General features: G+C 37.6%; 22 protein-coding genes. 14 read left to right on the top strand and 8 right to left on the bottom strand.

Going from position 1 to position 23,154, the window contains the following annotated elements; genetic code table 11:
- Window positions 1-103: 103 nt before the first annotated feature.
- The 9 genes from rpsL (at window position 104) to RHP76_RS23460 (ending at window position 9,728) form a co-directional block, all read left to right on the top strand.
- Window positions 104-517, top strand: a complete 414-nt coding sequence (rpsL, locus tag RHP76_RS17310) for a 30S ribosomal protein S12 (protein ID WP_002983146.1) — start codon at window positions 104-106, stop codon at window positions 515-517.
- Between the two features lie 23 nt (window positions 518-540).
- Window positions 541-1,017 (top strand): 30S ribosomal protein S7, encoded by a 477-nt coding sequence (gene rpsG, locus RHP76_RS17315; RefSeq protein ID WP_062673583.1) that lies wholly within the window; start codon window positions 541-543, stop codon window positions 1,015-1,017.
- Window positions 1,018-1,023: 6 nt separating this feature from the next.
- Complete coding sequence (gene fusA, locus RHP76_RS17320) at window positions 1,024-3,141, top strand: elongation factor G (protein WP_062673585.1); 2,118 nt, start codon at window positions 1,024-1,026, stop codon at window positions 3,139-3,141.
- A 16-nt stretch (window positions 3,142-3,157) separates the two neighbouring features.
- A complete protein-coding gene (gene rpsJ, locus RHP76_RS17325) occupies window positions 3,158-3,463 on the top strand; it encodes a 30S ribosomal protein S10 (protein WP_002661363.1) in 306 nt (101 codons plus the stop codon).
- A gap of 320 nt (window positions 3,464-3,783) precedes the next feature.
- Window positions 3,784-5,955 (top strand): TonB-dependent siderophore receptor, encoded by a 2,172-nt coding sequence (locus tag RHP76_RS17330; RefSeq protein ID WP_311228674.1) that lies wholly within the window; start codon window positions 3,784-3,786, stop codon window positions 5,953-5,955.
- Between the two features lie 10 nt (window positions 5,956-5,965).
- Window positions 5,966-6,253: a hypothetical protein gene (locus tag RHP76_RS17335; protein WP_311228675.1), complete on the top strand. Its 288-nt coding sequence runs from the start codon at window positions 5,966-5,968 to the stop codon at window positions 6,251-6,253.
- 126 nt (window positions 6,254-6,379) lie between these two features.
- Entirely contained in the window at window positions 6,380-6,886 is a 507-nt protein-coding gene (locus tag RHP76_RS17340; RefSeq protein ID WP_394361131.1) for a low affinity iron permease family protein, read from the top strand.
- Window positions 6,887-7,028: 142 nt separating this feature from the next.
- A complete protein-coding gene (locus RHP76_RS17345) occupies window positions 7,029-9,233 on the top strand; it encodes a zinc-dependent metalloprotease (protein WP_311228676.1) in 2,205 nt (734 codons plus the stop codon).
- A gap of 363 nt (window positions 9,234-9,596) precedes the next feature.
- Entirely contained in the window at window positions 9,597-9,728 is a 132-nt protein-coding gene (locus RHP76_RS23460) for a hypothetical protein (protein ID WP_123278796.1), read from the top strand.
- 2,362 nt (window positions 9,729-12,090) lie between these two features.
- On the opposite strand, the gene RHP76_RS17355 is transcribed toward RHP76_RS23460, so the two are convergent.
- From RHP76_RS17355 to RHP76_RS17380, 6 genes are all read right to left on the bottom strand, one after another.
- Entirely contained in the window at window positions 12,091-13,068 is a 978-nt protein-coding gene (locus tag RHP76_RS17355) for a hypothetical protein (RefSeq protein WP_288443950.1), read from the bottom strand.
- Between the two features lie 238 nt (window positions 13,069-13,306).
- A complete protein-coding gene (locus RHP76_RS17360; protein WP_311228678.1) occupies window positions 13,307-13,729 on the bottom strand; it encodes a hypothetical protein in 423 nt (140 codons plus the stop codon).
- A gap of 162 nt (window positions 13,730-13,891) precedes the next feature.
- Window positions 13,892-14,704, bottom strand: coding sequence for a hypothetical protein (locus RHP76_RS17365; protein WP_311228679.1), 813 nt, complete (start codon window positions 14,702-14,704; stop codon window positions 13,892-13,894).
- 5 nt (window positions 14,705-14,709) lie between these two features.
- On the bottom strand, window positions 14,710-15,441 hold the full coding sequence (locus tag RHP76_RS17370) for an MIP/aquaporin family protein (protein WP_062673601.1): 732 nt from the start codon (window positions 15,439-15,441) through the stop codon (window positions 14,710-14,712).
- A gap of 24 nt (window positions 15,442-15,465) precedes the next feature.
- On the bottom strand, window positions 15,466-16,962 hold the full coding sequence (gene glpK / locus RHP76_RS17375; protein WP_123278505.1) for a glycerol kinase GlpK: 1,497 nt from the start codon (window positions 16,960-16,962) through the stop codon (window positions 15,466-15,468).
- Between the two features lie 10 nt (window positions 16,963-16,972).
- Complete coding sequence (locus RHP76_RS17380; RefSeq protein ID WP_311228680.1) at window positions 16,973-18,571, bottom strand: glycerol-3-phosphate dehydrogenase/oxidase; 1,599 nt, start codon at window positions 18,569-18,571, stop codon at window positions 16,973-16,975.
- A gap of 116 nt (window positions 18,572-18,687) precedes the next feature.
- Between RHP76_RS17380 and RHP76_RS17385 the strand changes: the two genes are divergently transcribed.
- A complete protein-coding gene (locus tag RHP76_RS17385) occupies window positions 18,688-19,452 on the top strand; it encodes a DeoR/GlpR family DNA-binding transcription regulator (RefSeq protein WP_288443945.1) in 765 nt (254 codons plus the stop codon).
- A gap of 84 nt (window positions 19,453-19,536) precedes the next feature.
- Here the strand turns inward: RHP76_RS17385 and RHP76_RS17390 are convergent, their stop codons facing one another.
- Together RHP76_RS17390 and RHP76_RS17395 are read right to left on the bottom strand one after the other, a co-directional pair.
- Window positions 19,537-19,980, bottom strand: coding sequence for a GNAT family N-acetyltransferase (locus RHP76_RS17390; RefSeq protein WP_288443942.1), 444 nt, complete (start codon window positions 19,978-19,980; stop codon window positions 19,537-19,539).
- Between the two features lie 17 nt (window positions 19,981-19,997).
- The gene (locus RHP76_RS17395; protein ID WP_288443940.1) at window positions 19,998-20,390 is read right to left on the bottom strand and encodes a rhodanese-like domain-containing protein; all 393 of its coding nucleotides are present in this window, start codon (window positions 20,388-20,390) and stop codon (window positions 19,998-20,000) included.
- A gap of 131 nt (window positions 20,391-20,521) precedes the next feature.
- Here RHP76_RS17395 and RHP76_RS17400 point away from each other — a divergent pair, with 131 nt between their 5' ends.
- From RHP76_RS17400 to rplW, 4 genes are all read left to right on the top strand, one after another.
- Complete coding sequence (locus RHP76_RS17400) at window positions 20,522-21,385, top strand: LysR family transcriptional regulator (protein ID WP_311228681.1); 864 nt, start codon at window positions 20,522-20,524, stop codon at window positions 21,383-21,385.
- A gap of 223 nt (window positions 21,386-21,608) precedes the next feature.
- The gene (gene rplC, locus RHP76_RS17405; RefSeq protein ID WP_002983195.1) at window positions 21,609-22,235 is read left to right on the top strand and encodes a 50S ribosomal protein L3; all 627 of its coding nucleotides are present in this window, start codon (window positions 21,609-21,611) and stop codon (window positions 22,233-22,235) included.
- Entirely contained in the window at window positions 22,226-22,855 is a 630-nt protein-coding gene (gene rplD, locus RHP76_RS17410; protein ID WP_034694672.1) for a 50S ribosomal protein L4, read from the top strand. The genes rplC and rplD overlap by 10 nt, the downstream gene beginning before the upstream one ends.
- A gap of 3 nt (window positions 22,856-22,858) precedes the next feature.
- Window positions 22,859-23,149 (top strand): 50S ribosomal protein L23, encoded by a 291-nt coding sequence (rplW, locus tag RHP76_RS17415; RefSeq protein WP_002983204.1) that lies wholly within the window; start codon window positions 22,859-22,861, stop codon window positions 23,147-23,149.
- Window positions 23,150-23,154 lie beyond the last annotated feature (5 nt).

Below are 23,154 nucleotides of genomic sequence, written 5' to 3' on the forward strand. Positions count from 1 at the left end.
GTCTTCTATTTTCGATGTAAGTATTTGATTTTAATTTTTATATAAGTATTTGTAGATTAAAAAAATATTACTATTTTTGCACCCTAAAATAAAAAGCAATTAAATGCCTACTATTCAACAATTAGTAAGAAAAGGAAGAGCCACGCTTGCCAAGAAGAGCAAATCGGCTGCCCTAGATTCTTGTCCACAAAGACGTGGTGTATGTACGAGAGTATATACAACTACACCTAAGAAACCAAACTCTGCACTTAGAAAAGTTGCAAGGGTAAGACTTTCTAACGGTAAAGAAGTTAACGCCTATATCCCGGGCGAAGGACACAATCTTCAGGAGCACTCGATAGTATTGGTTAGAGGCGGAAGGGTGAAAGACCTACCGGGAGTACGTTACCACATCGTAAGAGGTGCATTAGACACAGCTGGTGTAAATGGAAGAACACAGAGAAGATCTAAGTACGGAGCTAAGAGACCTAAACCAGGACAAGCAGCTGCTGCTCCTGCAAAAGGAAAGAAAAAATAATCATTAAATAAGGTACAAAAGCAATGAGAAAGACAAAAGCGAAAAAAAGACCGTTGTTACCAGATCCGAAATTTAATGATCAATTGGTAACGAGATTCGTAAACAACTTAATGCTTGACGGTAAGAAGTCAATCGCATTCAAAATTTTCTATGATGCATTAGATATCGTAGAAACTAAAAAAGGAGATAACGAAAAAACTGCACTTGAAATCTGGAAAGATGCACTTACAAATGTAATGCCTCACGTAGAAGTACGTTCTAGAAGAGTAGGTGGAGCTAACTTCCAGATCCCTATGCCAATCAGAGCTGATAGAAAGATTTCTATGGCAATGAAATGGTTAATCAAGTATTCTAAAGCTAGAAATGATAAGTCTATGGCTTTGAAATTAGCTAACGAAGTTGTAGCTGCTTCAAGAGAAGAAGGTGCTGCTTTCAAAAAGAAATCTGATACTCACAAAATGGCGGAAGCTAACAAGGCTTTCTCACACTTCAAATTCTAATCTGAAATGGGAAGAGATCTTAAATTTACAAGAAATATTGGTATCGCTGCTCACATTGATGCAGGTAAGACTACCACTACAGAAAGGATTCTATTCTATACAGGGGTAAACCACAAAATTGGAGAGGTTCACGATGGTGCTTCTACAATGGACTGGATGGAGCAGGAAGCAGAAAGAGGTATTACTATTACTTCTGCAGCTACCACTTGTTCTTGGAACTTTCCAACAGATCAAGGAAAAGCTTTACCAGAAACTAAACCTTACCACTTCAACATCATTGATACACCGGGACACGTTGACTTCACAGTAGAGGTAAACAGATCTTTAAGAGTATTGGATGGATTGGTATTCTTATTCTCTGCAGTAGATGGAGTAGAGCCTCAGTCTGAAACAAACTGGAGACTTGCTGACAACTACAAAGTTGCAAGAATGGGATTCGTAAACAAAATGGACAGACAAGGTGCTGACTTCCTTAACGTGGTAAACCAGGTTAAAGAAATGTTAGGATCTAACGCAGTTCCAATCGTTTTACCAATCGGTGCTGAAGAAGATTTCAAAGGAGTTGTTGACTTAATTAAAAACAGAGCGATCATCTGGGATGAAGCAGGACAAGGAGCTACTTTCGAAGTAGTGCCAATTCCTGAAGATATGAAAGATGAAGTTCTTGAATATAGAGAAAAACTAGTAGAAGCTGTTTCTGAATATGACGAAACTTTGATGGAGAAATTCTTCGAAGATCCGGATTCAATTACAGAAGAAGAAATCAATGCTGCATTGAGAGCTGCTACTATCGATTTATCTATTATCCCAATGACTTGTGGTTCTTCATTCAAGAATAAAGGAGTACAGTTTATGTTGGATGCAGTATGTAAATACTTGCCTTCTCCATTGGATAAAGATGATATCAAAGGTACTGATCCAAGAACAGACGCTGAAATCACAAGAAAACCATCTGTAGATGAGCCTTTCGCAGCTTTAGCATTTAAGATTGCTACTGACCCATTCGTGGGAAGATTAGCATTCTTCAGAGCTTACTCTGGAAGACTGGATGCTGGTTCTTATATCTTGAACTCTCGTTCAGGAGATAAAGAAAGAATCTCAAGAATCTATCAGATGCACGCTAACAAACAAAACCCGGTAGAATACATTGAAGCTGGTGATATTGGTGCAGCGGTAGGATTCAAATCTATCAAAACTGGTGATACGATGTGTGATGAGAAAAACCCAATCGTTCTTGAATCGATGGTTTTCCCTGATCCGGTAATCGGTATCGCTGTTGAGCCTAAAACTAAAGCTGACCAGGATAAAATGGGTAACGCTCTAGCTAAATTGGCTGAAGAAGATCCAACGTTTACTGTAAGAACTGACGAAGCTTCTGGACAAACGATCATCTCTGGTATGGGTGAGCTTCACTTAGATATCATTGTAGACCGTATGAAGAGAGAGTTCAAGGTTGAAGTAAACCAGGGACAACCTCAGGTAGAGTACAAAGAAAACTTAACAAAAGTTGCCAGCCACAGAGAAGTTTACAAAAAGCAATCTGGAGGTAAAGGTAAATTTGCTGACATTGTATTTGAACTAGGACCTGCAGACGAAGGTAAAGTTGGTTTAGAATTCATCAATGAGATCAAAGGTGGTAACGTTCCTAGAGAATTCGTTCCTGCAATTGAAAAAGGATTTAAAGCTGCAATGAAGAACGGTCCATTGGCTGGTTTCGAAGTTGAAGGTATTAAAGTTACTCTTAAAGATGGATCTTTCCACGCAGTGGATTCTGACGCTCTTTCTTTCGAAATGGCTGCTAAGCTAGGATTTAAAGAAGCTGGTAAAGCTGCTAAACCAGTAATTATGGAGCCTATTATGAAACTGGAAGTTGTAACTCCGGAAGAATATATGGGTAACATCATTGGTGACCTTAACAAGAGAAGAGGTACTATCAGTGGCCAGGAAGAGAAAAACGGAGCTGTTGTAATCAAAGGTTCTGTTCCACTTTCTGAAATGTTTGGATATGTAACAACTCTAAGAACACTTTCATCAGGAAGAGCTACTTCTTCTATGGAATTAGAGAAATACGCACCAACTCCACAAAACGTTGCTGAAGAAATCATAGCTAAAGCAAAAGGTTAATTTTTAAATTAAAGAAATGTCACAAAGAATCAGAATAAAACTAAAATCTTACGATTACAACTTGGTAGACAAGTCTGCTGAGAAAATCGTAAAAACGGTAAAGGCTACTGGTGCTGTTGTAAACGGTCCTATTCCATTACCAACGAATAAGAGAATCTTCACAGTGTTGAGATCTCCGCACGTAAACAAGAAAGCAAGAGAGCAGTTCCAACTTTCAGCTCACAAGAGACTAATGGATATCTACTCTTCTTCTTCTAAGACTGTTGATGCTCTAATGAAATTAGAACTTCCTTCAGGTGTAGACGTTGAAATTAAAGTGTGATAAATGCATACTTTGCAATGATTATACAATCCGTTCCTTTTCAGGGACGGATTTTTTTATAACTATGACTTTTAAAAAATTAATAGAAAAGCAGGTTTGTATTTTATCAAATCGGCTTTTTTTGCATTGTACTTTCTATAATGATAAAAGATCTTCATGGGTTTTGTCTTAATAATACAGATAATCCATTCGGGGATCTTAAAGAGTCTGTGAACTAGGTTAATAATCTGATATTGGCTGGGCTTTTCATGGTGACATATGTCACATTGCTTTATTTATTTAGAATTAATAAAAATAATAATTTTGCAAAAAATTATCAGATGAATAAAGTAGTATCCTTTTCTCTGCTTGTATTGGGTGGGGTTTTTGTAAATGCACAGAAAGTTAACGATTCTATCAAAAAGTCGAAAGAAATTGATGAAGTAGAATTATTCGGTGAAAGAAAAAAGCAACCGCAAGGTTTGGAAGCAATCACAAGATTGCCTTTAAAAACCAGAGACCAGATTCAGAGTATTTCCGTAATCTCGCATAAAGTAATTGAAGACCTTGGAGGGCTGACGGTTACTGATGTAGCAAAGAATGTTCCGGGAGTAACTCAGTTCGGCAGCTATGGAGGGACCAGAGAAAGTATGTCTATCAGAGGATACAGAGGAGTACCCGTTTTAAAAAATGGAGTCCAGATGGATTCTGATTTCCGTACTGCAGGAATGCTTACCGATATGCAGGGAATAGAAAGTATTCAGATAATTAAAGGTTCTGCTGCCGTTACACAAGGAATAGGGGATGGTCTAGGCTCTGCAGGTGGAGTGATAAATGTGGTAACTAAAGTACCCAAATTTATCAACCAGACTAATGTAGGTTTCAGATATGGAAGCTGGGATTTCTATAGACCAACAGTCGATTTTCAGAGAGTACTAGATTCTCAGGGGAAAGTTGCAGTGAGACTAAATGCTGCTTACCAAAATAATAACAGCTTCAGAAGATTTATTAATACAGAACGTATTTATGTAAATCCATCTATTGCCATTCGTCCGGATGATAAAACGGAGATTGTAGTGGAAATGGATTATATGCATAACAATACAACACCAGATAGAGGAACTGTAAACCTTGCTAAAGGAGATACAGAAGCAATATACAGAATGCCAGGTAGAAAATTCCTTGGTTTTTCTACAGATAAAGCAAAGACTGAAACATTCAACTTTTCAACAACTGTTACACGAAAACTGACTGAAAAATTGAAGGTAAGAGCGGCTTATATGAGCTCATCCTATCAGACCGAAATTGTAGGTGCAGCACTGGCACCTCTAAAGAGAGATAATCCGACAGAATTCCGTAACAGAACATTAACAAGATCTGACAGGGAAGATTTAAATAAGGTATTCCAATTTGATTTTATTGGTGCTGATGTAATGACAGGGTTCATGAAACATACTTTCCAGGTAGGTTTTGACTGGAAAGAATCTAACGTTACTACAACTTCATATAAAGCAAAAGATGTTGACCAGATCAATGTTCTGAATGAAATCAACAATATCCTGCCTGCCGGAGTTAATATAGACTTATCAACAGCTAATGCAATCAATACGGTAGCTCCTACTATGGGATTAATGGCACAGGATGTTATTACGTTCAACAAATATATAAAGGCTCATCTAGGAGTTCGTTATAGCAGACTCATCGGTTCGGATAAAGAAAAAGACTACGCATGGAACCCTTCATTGGGAATTATGATTTCTCCGATTGAAAATATGAACATCTTTGGTTCCTATACAAGTACTACAGCGTTGAGAAGTTCCAATAACGTATTGTTTACCGGTGGAACTGTTGGAGCTTCCACTACAAAACAAATGGAGGCTGGAATTAAGTCCGACTGGCTGAATGAAAGATTGAGATTTAATGTAACCGTTTTTGATATCAATACGGATAATTTATCATATGAACTTCTTGATGGTGGAAACCCTACAGGGAAATATGCACTTGCAGGTAACCTAAAAAGACAAGGTGTAGAAGTTGAGTTGATAGGTAAAATTCTTCCCAACTTACAGGTAATGACCGGATGGGCCTATGTAGATGCACAGTATAAAGACAGTCCTTCATTTGTGAACGGTTCAGCACCTATTAATACTCCTAAACATTCTGCTAATGCATGGTTGAATTATAAATTCGATAAGGGGATTCTTACAGGTCTTGACGTAGGAGCCGGAATTTATTTTGTTGGAGAAAGACCAGTAGATGATTATAAACAGAAATATACCAATACAGAAAACGGTCATGTGAACGGAACCCAGCCTGGAGAAAAACCTTTCTTCATGCCGCAGTATACTACGGTAGATGCCCAAATAGGATATTCCTTCAAAAATGGATTAGGATTAAGAGGATTCTTCAATAATATTTTTGATTCCGTAGGATATAACTCTTATTTCAGAGGCGGATATATTGATCAGATCCAGCCAAGAAACTTTGCTGTACAGGTAAACTATAAATTCTAACACAAAAATTATGAAAATTTGCAGAACAGTATTCTTATTATTAATTACCGTTGCCGGTTTAAGCTCATGTTCCGAAGAGCATCTGTCTGAAGAGGAACTGAAAACAGCAAGAGAAAATATAGAAAGACATTACACAAATCCCAGAAGTATATATTCATGGGGTAATATTTCTCCCTGGAAGGATCATTGGAATAATACATTTTATCCAAAACCATTTTCATCTGCTCAAATCGGAAAGAGTATGATAGCGGAAGAAAAACAAAACCTTGAAAACCGTTTTTCAGGAAAAATCAAATAATATATTTCAAACATTCATATCAATTTTAATTAGAAAACATTAAGACAGTACTATTGTCTTAATGTTTTTGTTTGTATTTATGATTCCTGATTCCTGTTAATTTTATACATTTAATCAATCTATAAAATGATCACCATGGAAAAAATGAACCATAGCTTTTTTGAGAAATTTTCAAACTGGGCTGTAAAATTTACAGGAAGTCCATATGCTTTTATAGGAGCCTTTATTATTGTAGTAATATGGGCAGTAACAGGACCTTTTTTTAATTATTCTGAAACCTGGCAGCTGGTAATCAACACCGGAACTACAATCATTACTTTTCTGATGGTATTCCTCATTCAGAAAGCTCAGAACAAAGACTCCAAAGCCATACAGATTAAACTCAATGAGCTTATTGCGGCTCACGAAAAAGCAAGCAATCGCATTGTGGATATTGAAGATCTTACAGAAGCAGAGCTGGATCAGCTCCATGTCTACTATGAAAAACTGGGGGAGCTGGCCAAAAAAGATGCGGATATCCATACGTCTCATTCCATTGATGCAGCACAGAGGAACCATGATTACAAATATGAGTTCTTTAAAAGAAAACATGAAGAATGGATACAGAAACAGGGACATAAAAAACAGAATTAAAAATTTTCTAAATATTTTTGAATATTATGGTTTTTTTTAATTCTCTTATTGGTGTTATTATGGATTTCAGTGGTTATTTTTAATTTTTAATCTTGTTTTTAGTGTTTGTTTTAATAAATATTTACTTTTATTGAAAAAACATATGAAAGTAAAATTATTTTGTTTGCCGATATTCCTGTTAGCAATATCCGCAAATGCCCAATGGAGCAGAGGATTGCCTCAGCAGAAAATAATAAAAAAAAGTGATCATTCTGTTTACTACAAGCTTGATATTGACCAGATAAGAACACAGCTGCTAAGAGCTCCTAAAATAGGTGAAGGTTCTCCCATCACTATTAATATTCCAACTCTTGAAGGCAAAATTGAGAAATTTACAGTCAGTAGTTTTCAGGTAATGGATGAAACTTTGGCTAACAAATACCAGCTGGGATCCTATGTTGGAATTGGCGTTGATGATCCTACTAAATATATTAGATTCAGTGTTGCTCCCCATGATTTTCAGTCTATGATTATTGGTGCTGAGGGTCAATATGAATTTATAGAACCTGCAACGTCTGATAAGTCTTATTATTCCGTACATGGAAAGACTAATAAAAGCGGACATGCATTTGCCTGCTCTACCAAAGAAGATAAAGAAGCTGTGGCTAATCTTGAAAAGCTTAAGAATTCTGGAGCAGCAGCAAAATCAAATAATAAAACCTTCCATACCTTGAGATTAGCCATGTCTGTTACAGGTGAGTATACTGCCTATTTTGGTGGTGTTGCTGGCGCACTGACACAGATCAATGCTACTTTATCTAGAGTAAACGGTGTATTTGAAAAAGAATTTAATCTTCATGTCAATGCAATTGATGCTCCTAACCTGATATTTACTAACGCAGCTACCGATCCTTACAGTGATTCCAGCCAGATGTGTAAATGGAATTATGAGCTGATGAATACATTGCATGGAGGAGCTTATGGGGTTACAGATGCTAATTTTGATATAGGTCACTTGTTCGGAGCTTCTGGAGGAGGTGGAAATGCAGGCTGTATAGGCTGTATTGGAAGCAATGATATATCTACCACTATTGATCCAGATTGTAATAACTCCCCTTCTCCAAGTAACTATAAAGGAAGTGGGTTTACCTCGCCAGCAAATAGTGTCCCAATGGGAGATACTTTTGACATAGATTATGTAGCTCATGAAATAGGGCATCAATTGGGAGACAATCATACCTACAGTTTTAATGAAGGAACAGGCGTATGTGTGGAACCAGGATCGGGATCTACAATTATGGGTTATGCCGGAATTACAGGTAACAATACAGATGTTCAGCAACATTCTGATGCTTATTTCCATACTGTAAGTATTGATCAGGTACAGACTAATCTTGCTGCAGTAACTGTTGATGTAGAAACACCTATTGTTAATAATCCACCTGTTGTCGCTGCAATTAATACAACCTATACTATTCCAAAATCCACGGCGTTTGTGCTAACAGCATCTGCAACAGATCCTGATGGAGATACTTTGAGTTACTGCTGGGAACAGGTGAACTCAAGTAGTTTGAGTAATGGAGTTTCCAAAACGAACATCGGAAATACAAGTTCAGGAGCAAACTTTAGATCCTGGGCGCCAACCACAAGTCCTACCAGATATTTCCCTAAGCTGGCAACCGTATTGGGAGGAGCTGTAAAAAATACAACAGATTTTGAAGCTGCAAGTACGGTAGCAAGAACGACTAACTTCCGCGTGACAGTAAGAGATAACAAACCAGGAGGACAGGCTCAGACTGCTTATGCTACACAAACTGTTGTAGTAGGTTCTGCAGCGGCATTTACTGTAAACACAACATCATTGACACCTAATGTGAACTCTGCAATTGCATGGACTGTTTCCGGAACAACAGCTGCTCCATATAATGTAGCTAATGTAAAAATTGATTATACAGAAGATGCGGGAGCAACCTGGAATGTCCTTGCTGCATCAGTTCCGAATAGCGGATCGGCAAACGTTTTCATCCCTGCATCTTTAGCCGGAAAAACAATTCACTTGAGAGTTTCAGCAATCGGAAATGTTTTCTATGCCGTGAATCAGGCTAGTGTGTCCAGTCTACTGGCAGTTTCTGAAGGAGAAAATTTGAAATCTGTTAAAATCTATCCAAACCCTGTAGAAGATGTATTGAATGTGATGAATGTCTCTTCCAGTGCTTCTTATGAAATTTTTAATGCTCCAGGCCAGTTGATTGCAAAAGGAACAATAGGAGAAGGCAAAATTAATGTAAGAACTCTTGTGAAAGGAATCTACTTTATTACTATTACCAATAAAGAAGAAAAGAGTACCACTAAGTTTGTAAAAAAATAATCCGGTTAACAATCAAATAAAAACCTCTGATCACTCAGAGTTTTTTTTATGGTTTATACTATCTCATAAAATAGTTGAAATAACTACAGCTTCCCATTAAGTTCTTCGTCGTTTCAGTATCAGAATACTGAGCTTTCAACTGAGCAAAATAGGTTCTGTATTTTTGGTTTTTAAGGTTGTCCATTTCCTTTTGTCTGGCATCTTCTTTTTCAGACCATTTTGGATCAGAATAATCAAAGTCTTTTGGTGCTTTCGCTTCATACTGGTAATACTTGCCCTGTTCAGCACTTGCCATCTGGAATAAGATTCTTGCTTTTTCCTCTTTATTACTGGAAAGCTTAAGTGCTTTTTGATAATAGTTGATTGACAGATCAAAATTATCAGGTTCAATATAAGAAGTATCAAGGAAGTTTTTGTAGTAATACTTGTAAGGATTCTTTCTGTCTGTATTCCAGAAATCATATTTACCTCCGTTGCTGTTGTCGATATCCATAACAAATAATTGACGGTAATATCCTAAAATAGAAGTATTGTACAATAAGTTTCCGATAAGCTGATTGGCTTTTGCCGCTTTTTCACCCGTACCGTTTCCGATCTTTTTCAATTGAATCAATGCATCTGCCAGCTCAAGTTTGTCCATTCTTGTTTTGATGAAAGGGAAATCAGTATAGTTTTCTGCTTTCATACTTTCGGTGTCAGCACTTCCGAAACTTTCCCACACATTATGTCCGAATACGAGATTTGAAATATTTTTAAATCCATTATATTCTGAAGGAGCATATTGCTTTGGAGTGATGGTTTGCCCATTCTTTTCTGTCCATTCATAATTTTGTCTTGGAATACCCGCAAAACTTTTTGCTTTTTCATAATACGCTTTTGCTTTTTCAAAATCGGCAAGTCTCATGGCTCTGTCTCCATAAATGGTATTAAAGAAGGCATCAATATTACCTACGCTGTCCATATTTTTGGCAATAATCTGCTGCTCAAATTGTGTTTTATCAGGCTTTCTGTAAAACTCTTCCACGCTTTTTACCAAACTGGAATTCGGATTGTACTGCAGATCTGAAAGTTTATTGTTCATCAGGAATGACTTTCCATCCTCTCCCTGGAGAAAATAACGGTTCGCAATAACATCTTTAAGGAAATCTGCTGTAGAAGGTACTTCACCATAATAATCGAAATGATCTGTAGTGGCTGTATCTTTCTCTACCTTTTTCTCTACAAAGTATTCTGCATAATCTTTCATCAGATGGTCTTCATAGTCTGCATCAATTTTCGGCTGGGAAACGATGTCATTCAGAACTTTCATCCTTTTGATTTCCTCCAGATATTCCGGATTGGCCGTTTTGATGCCATTAAGAATTTCAGAACTTTCTTTATAGTCTTTCTTTAAAAACTTAAGATAAGCATCTGCAATCTGCCAGTATTCATCCTTAGACTTTTCTTTTGTTTTGTTTGTGAATTTTTCCAGGTCGTTAAGGAAATCCTGTGTTTTTTCATCGTAATAATACCCTGTTCTGTTATAGAATGGAATTCTGTCCGGATTGCTGAACAGCTCATCATCACTTTGGTCTGCCTTGGCATTGTCACCTTTTTTATCAGATTTGGAACCACCGAAAAGATTTTTGAAGAACCTTACAATTTTCTGCCAGAAAGAAAGCTTTTCTTCTTTCACCTCAGTTTTGGTTGAATCTGCAGATGTACTTTTTGAGGTGTTATCCGTTGAATTCTCTTTTTCTGCTGCTTTCTGAGCATCTGAAGTGTAGTAATAGGTAGGCAGATAGCTTCTTTCAAGCTCGTTGATACTTCTGGCAGCCATTACCTTCAGAATCTCGGAATCTGGATTGATTTCATACATCTTTTCCATCATCGGAATAGGATTGTTGAAGTCTTCATAGCCTAAAAGGAAGTAAGCCATATTCTTTTCTTCATTCGTATTGGCTCTTTTCATGATATTGCTGAAAGAGGCCGTGTCGGAAAGCTTCATCGAAACAAATGCAGATTCCTTACGGTCTTTGCTGTTCATGAATACCTGGAAGAAGTTCCAGTTGGCATCACTGTTCATTTCCAGTCCTCTTTGTGCTCCTGCCAATTGGTCCAGAGACATGAAGTACACCGTTCCTTTTAATTTGATAGGCTCTACATACGTTTTGAAAGCCTGTACTGCAGAATCGTAATTTCTTGTATAATGATTCAGACGTACCAGCTGATATCCGTAACGCTGTTTGATTTCCGGATTTCTTGCTGCATTGTACAGAGAGGTTAAGGCTGCAATTGTTTTATGGTAATCAAGAGCAGTAGCATTTTTTCTGTTGGCATCCCTGTCGTAATAGAATGAGTTTTCACTTTCTATATAATTGATGCTCATATAAGGCTCAAGATATTTGGCTTCAATCAAATAATCAATACCTTCCTTATATTTCTGGTAAAATCCGGTGCCTAGTTTTTGTAAAAGAGGGTTGGTAGGATTTCCGTTCTTTAAAGCATTCAGGTCGTTCATACTCATCTTATACACCAGATTCTGAGTTTCAGAATAGCTCAGCTGATTGTTGAAAAACTTCTTCCAGGTTTCCACATTGTCATCAGGAATCAATGCTGAGTTATATCCTCCATAAAATCTGCTTGAATAATTGTGCAGGAAGGGAAGATAAGCCTTGTCTTTGATGATGGTTTGCGTAAAAAGGTTGAAGTAATCATAATCAGGATCTGACCACGCACAGGCGTCAGATTGTGTATAGAAAAGTGATACGACCGCAAGTGAAAGAATATACTTTTTCATAGGGAGTGTAGTGTTTTTTTTAGTTTTAATATTGTATGATGGTAGTGCTCTGGCAAGTATGCCTCTATCTCTAAGAGATTAAAATTTCCGGTCTGAAACAAATTTACTATCTAATTGATAATAAATAATATTAAAATGCGGGATTTTTTTCTGTAAAAATACAATGACATCGTTAAGCTGTTCTTCGGAGATTTCTTCTGCCTTTATTTTGAAACCTTTATTCAAATAACTTCCGAAGTAGAATCCGTCTTTCATGACTTCAATTTCGTGATCTGAAATTTTTTTGAAACTGGAGTTTTCCAGATCTCTTTTCGATAAGGCATTAATAAGTCTGTGTTTTCCTAAGTGATTGGTAACAATCCCCCATGAATAAATGGGAAGTGCCACTTCAACATTTTTGATCGGATAATCTTCTATTTTCGAAAGATAACTTTTCAGAATATTCACATCCAGGATAGAATTTTTATCGGAGTTTTCAAGAGGTGATGAAGTAGAGTAGCACATCAGGTATACTTTTTCCACAGGAGGAATTCCGGTCTGCTTTTTATCTTTCACCTGATGAAGGCGAAGCGTACAGGTTATTTCTTTTCCGGAAATCCTTTTGAGCTCTTTCAGAAGTTTAAAATAGTCATTTCGTGTTCCCGCAGTCCAGTCGCAGTCAATTTGAATTTCGTTATTGGTTTTGAGATGATATTCTTCTGTTTTCTTTTGAATTAAAAGATGAATGCTTTCTGCCAGAAATCGGATCTCATCTGCAGAGATCCCCAGCAAGGTCTGATTGGTAATGAAAACCGTAGGAACAATCTGTTTGTCTGTCTGAAAACTCTGGCCCTTGGTAATCACTGCTACTGGCTGAAATTTTCCGTTTACTTTATCTACATCAAAGAATCTGGTGTATAAGTAAGGAACCGTAGCTTTATCCAATGCTTTCTTTTCTGCATTGTCAAGCTTCAGTTTGGTTTTCCAGTAATAGAAAGTGTAAGGATGATTCTCTTTCCTGTTGCATGATACAGTAAGAAAGAGGAGAAATAGAAATAAAATTTTAAAATGTTTCATTGGTGTAAATCACCCTTCAAAATTAAAGATATTTTGGCAGAATATAAACCGTAAAATCCCGGTGATTAAAGGTAATAAGCAAAAAATATTGTATTGATGTAGTATGATTTGTTCAAATGCAGTAGGTTGTATAACGATTCCCCTCCTCCGGAGGGGTGGCAAATTTGTAATTTGACGGGGTGGTTTTACACAACAAGAAAACCACCCCAAATGGAGTGGCTTTTTTCTCTATATTGTACTACTTAAAAAATTCGCTTTCGCAGGTGCAGGGTTCTTTATTAACGCTCTCAGTTGATGAGCAGCAACCTTCAAGATTCTTAACATTTCCTTTTTCATCCGTAAGGTAAATTTTTTCTTTATCAAACTTTACGAAAAACGTTTCCTCATATTTTTTAAAAACCACTTTCATTACCTTATTGGGTGCGTATTTACCAACATTGATTTCTTCCGTTGTTTCTTCTCCGCTGGCCTGATTCACCTGAACGTATCCAAAATGTACATCACCATTATTTTTGAGATCCAGATAATAATGAGGAGTACCTGTGCCGCTATATCCTTTCATGATATCAAAAGCTCTGTATCCAATAAAAGGAAGCTCTGTCTGCTGTGCCCACGTAAAAATACTGATGCACAGAATCATTATACTGAAAAACTTTTTCATAGATATTTTTTTCAAAAGTAAAGATTTTTAAGCAAAAACATTCACCGTAAAAACACGGTTGTTTAAAAGATGTGTTGTACAAAATCTCTTTCACTGAAAGTTTTTTATAACAATAAAGCCACTTCTTTTGGGAGTGGCTTTCTATAATGAGTTAAAATCAGATTAAAAAACGGTTGCCGCAAGCTGAATCCTTGCAAACTTATTCGATGGATTCCACATCGCCATCATGGTTACAGGAAGACTGTAATGATCGGTAATCTTAACAACCTTTCCGGCCTTTAGGCCTACGTTTACAATGTCAAAGCTGTTTTTGCCATTGCCATATAAAAAGGTTTTGTCGTTGAGGGCAAATCCTGCTCCTACAAATGCATCCAGATTGACTTTCTGTCCTTTAATAACAGGATAGCTCGCCTGTACATAGGTAGAATATCTGTTCTTTTTGTAACTTCCGTCAGCTTCCAGAATAACTTCTCCTGCATTGGCTCCTCCATACAGCATGATATCAGCCTCAATATTGATCGGGAGTGATGGTCCGAAAGTATAGTTGGTCCTTAAATCAATAATATGAGCAGTTCTTCTTTGTGAATAGCTGAAGATATCATCAGCAGCCACTGCAGTATTGATGTTTCGGGAGTTGTAAAGATCCCATAGCCCTATATAAAAACGTCCGTCAGAATATTGAATATAATAATTGATCTCTTTATAATGAGTGTTGTCTTTGTCATCAGCCAGTGCAGATGCTCCCCAGATTCCTACCTTCCATTTTTTCTCTGCATCCAGGACATACGACAGATTTCCCATTACAACTGGTTTATCAGTAATGATAAGACCTCTCCATAAATGATTATTCTGAATGTTGGCTGTAAAATCAAGTCTTCCTTCTTTGGATTCCTTGGCTTCAGCACTTTCCTGTGAAAGTAGTTTTCCTGTTCCTAAAACAAGAAAGAAGATCCCTTTTAAGATTTTTCTCATCATGTGTTTTATTTTAAAAATCCATATAATATTGCTGCGATAATCGCTCCGGTAACCGGACCTACTACAGGAATCCACGCATAGCTCCAGTCACTGCTGCCTTTTACAGGCAAAATGGTATGCATAATTCTTGGGGCAAGATCTCTTGCCGGGTTAATGGCATAGCCTGTAGTTCCTCCAAGAGATAAACCAATTGCCCACACTACAAACGTAACGGGAATGGCTCCAATAGAACCTAATCCTACTTTAGCTGTTGGGTCTGCCTGTAAAGAAATACTTGGATCTGCAAAGTAGAAGACACAGAATACCAGTACAAACGTTCCGATGATCTCACTGATAAGATTGGAAGATGTTTTTCTGATGGCCGGACCTGTACTGAAACATGCCAGTTTTGCACCTTCATCTTCTGTAATGGCAAAATGATCTTTATGAAACAGCCACACTAAAAATGCACCCAGCATTCCTCCAATCATTTGGGCTGCAATATAAGAGGGAACCAGGTCCCACGAAAACTTTCCTGCTGTCGCAAGACCAATGGTTACAGCCGGATTCAGATGGGCCCCACTTATTGGCCCTGCAACGGTTACTCCCACAAATACGGCCAGTGCCCATGCGGTAGTAATAACAATCCATCCGGAATTATTTCCTTTCGTATCTTTTAAGACAACATTGGCTACAACACCGTTGCCTAACAATATAAGAAGCATCGTTCCGATAACTTCTGCAATAAATGGGGTCATATAAGTTTTTTTTTGATGGGTGAATTAATCTTCTATCCAGCTTTGAGCGCTTTTTACCGCTTTCTTCCAGAAGTGGGTCATTTTATCCACTTGTTCTCTGTTTAATTGAGGGTGGAAGTCTTTGTCTACAATCCATTGCTGCTGGATTTCGTCAATACTTTTCCAGTATCCTACTGCAAGTCCTGCAAGGTAGGCTGCTCCAAGAGCAGTAGTTTCCAATGTCTTTGGTCTTGTTATTTTAAATCCAAATAAGTCAGACTGGATCTGCATCAGAAGATCACTTGCAGAAGCACCACCGTCTACTCTTAATTCAAGACTTGCTCTTCCTGAATCTGCTTCCATTGCTTTTACAATTTCATATACCTGAAATGCAATTCCTTCCAATGTTGCTCTTGCAATATGTGCATCGGTCGTTCCACGGGTAATTCCTACAATGGTTCCGCGGGCATACTGATCCCAGTAAGGCGCGCCAAGACCTGTCAGTGCAGGTACGAAGTAAACACCACCATTATCTGGTACAGAAGCTGCCAGTTTGTTTACCTCTTCAGAAGAACGTATAAGCTTAAGACCATCTCTTAACCATTGAATAGCAGCGCCTCCTACGAATACACTTCCTTCCAGTGCGTAATTTACTTCTCCATTGATCTTCCACGCTACAGTAGTGAGAAGATTGTTTTTAGAAGAAACGGCTTCTGTTCCTGTGTTCATTAATAAGAAGCATCCTGTTCCGTAAGTATTTTTCACCATTCCCGGAGTGGTACACATCTGCCCGAACAGGGCAGCCTGTTGGTCACCAGCAATACCTGCGATTGGAATTTTGGTAGAGAAAAGTGTAGTTGCTGTTTCTCCATATATTTCACTGCTTTGCTTGACTTCAGGGAGAATGTTTTTAGGAATGTCAAATAATTCTAATAAATCATTATCCCATTCTAAAGTATGAATATTAAGAAGCATTGTTCTGCTGGCATTGGAAACATCTGTGATAAACATTTTTCCACGAGTCAGTTTCCATACAAGCCATGTATCAACAGTTCCGAAACATAATTTTCCCTCTTCGGCTTTCTGTCTTGCTCCTTCTACATTATCAAGAATCCATTTCAGCTTGGTCGCTGAAAAGTAAGCGTCCAGAACCAATCCTGTTTTTTCCTTGATGGTTTCTGCATGTCCCTGATCTTTCAGTTCGTCGCAGTATTTTGAAGTTCTTCGGTCCTGCCATACAATAGCATTGTAGATAGGTTCGCCGGTTTCCTTATCCCAGACAATGGTAGTTTCACGTTGGTTGGTAATCCCGATAGCGGCAACTTCCAATCCGGAGATTCCGGCTTTTGCAATAACTTCAGCTGCTACAGAGATCTGTGAAGACCAAATTTCGTTTGGATCGTGTTCTACCCAACCCGGAGTAGGAAATATTTGTCTGAAATCTTTTTGAGATACATATTCTATTTCTCCACTGTGATTGAAGAGAATCGCTCTGGAGGAAGTTGTTCCCTGGTCTAGAGCGAGAATTAGTTTTTCATTCATGTATATAATGCTAATTTAGGTTGATAACTTTAGGTGAATAAGGAGTCAGTAAATATCCTCTTGCCAGTTCAATGAATTCATTTTCCTGCTGCTGCGCCCATTCTTCAGAATATCCTTTTTCTTCAGCAATGATTCTTGCTACGTTATGAGCGCTGTCTATCGCTGCTCTGGCATCCAGGAAAAGCAGACGTACTCTTCTTGCCAGGATATCTTCAATGGTTTCTGCCATTTCAACTCTTACGGCCCATACCACTTCTGCTACAGTAAAGGGATGATCAGGATGGATTTTTTGAGCATAGCGCGGATTACTTTCCTGTAATCTTTTGATAGCCGGAATATCAGATCCGTACACATACAGATGATTGGTTCTGTCTACCTGTTCTGGTTTTACATTTCCATGAATGGAAAGATGTTCTGTTTTAGATGGGCTATTTCCCAATCTGTGAACTTTCATGGCTTCGTTTACAGTATCTTCTGCCATTTTACGGTAAGTAGTCCATTTTCCTCCGATAATAGAAACTAATCCGGTTTCTGAAGTAATAACTTTATGGCTACGGGAAACTTCTTTGGTGCTTTTGCTTCCATCTTTAGGAGCGGCAAGCGGACGAAGACCTGCGAAAACTGATTTCACATCTTCACGGGTTGGTTTTTTAGCCAGATATTGTCTTGCTGTATTTAAAACAAAGCTGATTTCTTCTTCCAGTGCACGAGGCTCAAAGCTTTCATCCTTTAAAAGAGTATCGGTGGTTCCCACCAAGGCTCTGTCGTGCCACGGCACAACAAATAAAACCCTGCCGTCTGATGTTTTTGGAATCATGATGGCATCATCGCTTTTCAGGAAAGATTTATCCAGTACCAGGTGAATTCCCTGGCTTGGTACCACCAATTTACCATGCTTAGGGTTGTTCATATTAAGAATGTCATTCGTAAATACACCAGTGGCATTGATGACTACTTTACCATGGATCTGATATTGCTGTTTAGAAAACTGGTCTTCAGCAACTACGCCTACTACTTTATCAGAAGAATCTTTCAAAAGGTTGATTACTTTCACATAGTTAACAGCACTTCCTCCTTTTTCAATAATCGTTTGGGTAAGATTAATGGCAAGTCTGGCGTCGTCAAACTGTCCATCCTGGTAAACAACACCACTCATTAAGTGATTTTGTTCAATAGTAGGAAGCTTTTCAACGGTTTTCGCTTTGCTGATGTATTTCGTTTTACCCAAACTTAGTTTTCCCGCAAGGAAATCATAAACAGATAAACCTATCTTATAGTAGATTCCTCCCCACCATGTGTAGTTCGGAATAATGAAAGACTGATTTTTTACGATATGTGCTGCGTTCTTTGCTAAGAGTCCTCTTTCTTTTAATGCTTCTTTTACCAATCCGACATCTCCCTGAGCGAGATATCTCACCCCGCCGTGTACCAATTTGGTACTTCTGCTGGATGTTGCTTTTGCGAAGTCATGAGATTCAAGCAATAAAGTTTTGAATCCCCTGCTTACCGCATCTAATGCTGAACCTAAACCACTGGCTCCTCCTCCTATGACAATAAAGTCCCATTCTTTTACATTGGTTAACTTACTGAGTTCTTCGTTTCGTTTCATAAATGTTTCGTTTATGTTTCGTTTTCAAATATATAAATTAAAAATGAAAGCAAAAAGAAAATAAATGAAATTTTAAAATATCGGAAAAAATCGGTAATTTTGATGAAACGAATAAAATGGAAAAGCTATTACCAAGGCAGGATGAAATACTTAAAGAGCTGGATGAGAAAGGGCATGTGCTTGTCCAGGATCTGTGTGAAAAGCTCAATGTTTCTTCAGTTACGATCCGAAAGGATCTGAATTATCTCGAAAGCCTGGGGCTTCTTTTCAGAAATCATGGAGGAGCAAGTAAGCAGGTAAGATATGCTTATGAAAAAAATGTAGGGGAGAAAGAAAGTATCAATGTGGAAGCAAAACAGGCTATTGCGAAAGCTGCACTGTCATTGATTCAGGAAAATGACTGTATTATACTGGCGTCCGGAACAACCATGCATTATCTTGCCAGAATGCTTGTGAATTTCAATTCGCTTACTGTTTTAACGTCCTCACTAAGGGTGGCTATTGAGCTTTGTAACAATCCTAATATTAATGTGATCCAACTGGGAGGGGAGGTGAGGAAAAGTTCAACTTCAATCGTAGGATCCATTTCGGAAGGAATTCTCAAACAGTTTTCCTGTAATAAACTTTTTCTGGGGGTAGACGGTATTGATCTTGAATTTGGAATCAGTACCTCCAATGCAGCGGAGGCACATCTTAATCAGGTAATGATTGAGTGTGCGGATAAGACAGTCGTTTTGGCAGATTCGTCCAAACTGAATAAGAAGGGGTTTGGTAAAATTGCCTCATTGGACGAAGTGGATTATCTGATCACAGATAATGGTATCGGTGAAGAAGACCGGTCTGCGTTGGAAGAGAGAGGGGTTACGGTTATTGTAAAATAGGCTGTATTCAGCTTAATTAAATAGTTAAAAATAGAGACCGTCTGACTTCAGGCGGTCTCTATTTTAAAATAGAAATCATTTGACTTATACTTTCCAGAAAAATCTCTTTTTGTTTTTTCTTTCCGCTCCAAGTACAGTGTAGAACTTAATGGCTCTTGTATTAAAATCCGGGGTTTGCCATTGAATCATCGAGCAGCCTTCTTCTTTTGAGTGGATTTTTATTAATTCCATTATTTGTTTTCCTGTTCCGTTTCCCCTTGCATTCTCTTTTAAGAATAAGCAGTCAACATACATATAGTAACCTACATCCCAGGTGGAGAACTGTTTGAAAAATGTTGCATATCCTGTTATTTCAGTATCAGATTCTGCAACCAGACATTTTATATGGGAATCCGGATCAAGGAGGTGTTTAGCGAGCTGTTCCTTTTTGTTTTCTTCCTTAAAAAAGTTTCTTTCATAGTGCGCATGGGCTTTACACAATTCGATAATGGAACTTATGTCTTTTTCTTCGGCGAATCTTATTTTCATATCTTTATGTTGCTGAATTAGCAGGCGCATGCAAAAGCGGAACTATTGGTAGGATCTGTTCCTTCTGTGGCATAGCCATCAAATTTCCACCATTCCATTCCTCCTATTAATTCCATCACCTTAAATCCTAATTGGGTCATTTTTAAAGCTCCTTTTGTGGAAGCATTACAGCCTATCCCGTCGCAGTAGCAGACATATATTTTTGACTTATCAAGGTGCCGGGTGCTTTCTTCTGTCATTTCCCGATGGGGCAGATTAATTGCAGATGGGATGTGTTCTTTGCTATAGCCATTTGGTCTTCTGGTATCTACTGCAATGTAATCTGTGCTGTTTTGAAATCCATCATATAAATCTGAAGGATCCATTTCATACATTAATTTTTTCTGGTAGAATTCAATTTGTTCTTGCATAATGTTAAATTGTTTGTAGTGCAAAGCTATGATCGGGTTTATTCTTTTCCTAAGATTGAAATTGAATGTTCTGCAGTGTTAAATGAAATATTTTCAGATAGTGTTTTTTGTTATATGATTAACTTTGCGCTATGGAAATCAAGTTTTTAAAACTTATTAAAACAATTGCGGAGGAAGGGAGTATTGCAGGTTTTTCTGAAAAACTTTTTTTGACACAGTCAGCCTTAAGCCATCAGCTTAAAGATCTGGAAATCCAGCTTGGGTTTAAAGTGTTTTACAGGGCAAGGAACAAATGGGAGCTTACTGAGGAGGGAAGTGTGCTCTACAAAACTGCATGTACTGTAATAGATAGTATCGGGAATGGTCTGAATGAGATTCAGCAGATAAGAGCAGGAGCAGCGGGTACCATAAAAATCAGTACAGAATGTTACTCATTCTATCAGGGACTGCCGTTATTTATTCAGAAAATGAAAGTATTATATCCGGAGATTGAAGTGGATCTGGTATTGGAAGCGACTCATAAGCCTGTGGAAAAAATCATATCCAATGAAATTGATATTGCAGTGGTCACTTCAAAACCTGCCGGTAATAATGAATTGATCTGCATTGAGATTTTTGAGGATGAAGTTTTTGCAGTAATTCATCAGGAAAACCTTTTAAATGATACTGAATATCTTAGTGCTGAGGATTTTCGGGATGCTCATTTAATCATTCATTCTTTTCCTTTAGAAACCGTTTCTGTTTACGATCGGTTCCTTAATCCCAGCGGAATGATGCCTGTGAAGATTTCAGCAGTTCCGTTAACAGAAGTTACTTTGGAAATGGTGCAGGCCAATATGGGCATTACCTGTATGCCGAAATGGGCATTGCATTCATTCAGGCTGTCTGATGAGCTGAAATTTAAAAAAATCGGAAGTAAGGGTTTGAAAAGAAAACATTATCTGGTGGTAAGAAAATCGGATGCCGGAAAAAATATATTAACGACTTTCTTTTAAACTTCAAAGAATATTTTCAAAATTTCGGATAGTTTTTTTTCTGAAACTGCTAAATGATTAAAAATCAAAATATTTTAGTCTAAATATTTGTCAGTTACAAAATTATTCATAAATTTGCACACTCATTTTAGGGGCGTAGTATGCCTATATCAAAAGTAGAAATTACTTCAGACTTCCGAAAAATGGGGATAAATAAAGGATAAATTTTATTATAATATAAACAATGTCAGGTATTATTGGTAAAAAAATCGGTATGACGTCTTTGTTTAACGAAGAAGGAAAAAACATTCCTTGTACAGTTATTCAAGCTGGTCCATGCTCGGTTTTACAGGTCAGAACCTTAGAAAAAGACGGTTATAAAGCTGTTCAGTTAGGTTTCGATGACAAGAGTGAGAAGAACGTTGGTAAAGCGTTAGCTGGTCATTTTAAAAAGGCTGGTTCTGCTCCTAAAGCTAAATTAGTAGAATTCTACAGAGAATTCGTTGATGAAGTAAAAGTAGGAGAAGAAGTAAAAGTTGATCTATTCGCTGAAGGTGAATATGTTGACGTAACAGGAACTTCAAAAGGTAAAGGCTTCCAGGGTGTTGTTAAGAGACACGGATTTGGAGGTGTAATGCAGGCAACTCATGGTCAGCACAACAGACTTAGAGCTCCAGGTTCTATCGGTGCTGGTTCAGACCCTTCAAGAGTATTCAAAGGGATGAGAATGGCTGGAAGAATGGGAGGTAAGCAGGTAACTGTTCAAAACCTTCAAGTGTTAAAAGTTGATCAAGAACAAAATCTTTTAGTAGTAAAAGGTGCTGTTCCGGGAGCTAAAAATTCTTATGTAATTATCAGAAAATGGAACTAGTAGTATTAAATACATCAGGAAAAGAGACCGGAAGAAAAGTAACTCTAGACGAAACAGTATTCGGAATTGAGCCAAATCAGCACGCGGTTTACTTAGAAGTTAAGCAGTATCTTGCTGCTCAAAGACAAGGTACTCATAAAGCAAAAGAAAGAAGCGAAATTACTGCTTCTACTAAAAAGCTTAAGAAGCAAAAAGGATCAGGATCTGCTAGATACGGTGATATCAAATCTCCAGTATTCAGAGGTGGAGGTAGAGTATTCGGACCAAAACCAAGAGACTACAGATTCAAATTGAACAAAGCTCTTAAGAGATTAGCTAAGAAATCTGTTTTATCTCAGAAAATGAGAGACAACAGCATTAAAGTTTTAGAAGATGTGAGCTTTGACGCTCCTAAGACTAAAGATTTCATCAATGTATTAAATGCATTGGAACTTAACGGTAAAAAATCTTTATTCGTTCTTCCTGAAGCTAATAAGAATGTGTATTTATCTTCAAGAAACTTACCTAAAACTAAAGTAATGAACTTCAACGAGATCAGTTCTTACGATTTAGTAAACGCTGGTGAGATCATTTTCTTCGAAGGTGCAGTTGAAAAATTCCAGGAAAATTTAAAGAAATAAATCATGTCAGTTATTATTAAACCAGTTATTTCAGAAAAGGCTAATTACCTTACAGATTTAAGAGGTTCTTATTCTTTCTTAGTGAATCCTAAGGCGAATAAAATCGAGATCAAAAAAGCTGTTGAAGCAGCTTACGGTGTAAAAGTAGCAGACGTTAACACAATGATTTATGCTCCGAAGGTTTCTTCAAAATACACTAAAAAAGGTCTTCAAGTAGGAAAGACAAATAAATTGAAAAAAGCGGTAATCAAACTTGCTGAAGGTGAGGTTATCGATATTTTTGCTGTAAATTAATTATT

The sequence above is a fragment of the Chryseobacterium sp. SG20098 genome (genome assembly GCF_031844745.1).
Lineage (GTDB): Bacteria > Bacteroidota > Bacteroidia > Flavobacteriales > Weeksellaceae > Chryseobacterium > Chryseobacterium cucumeris.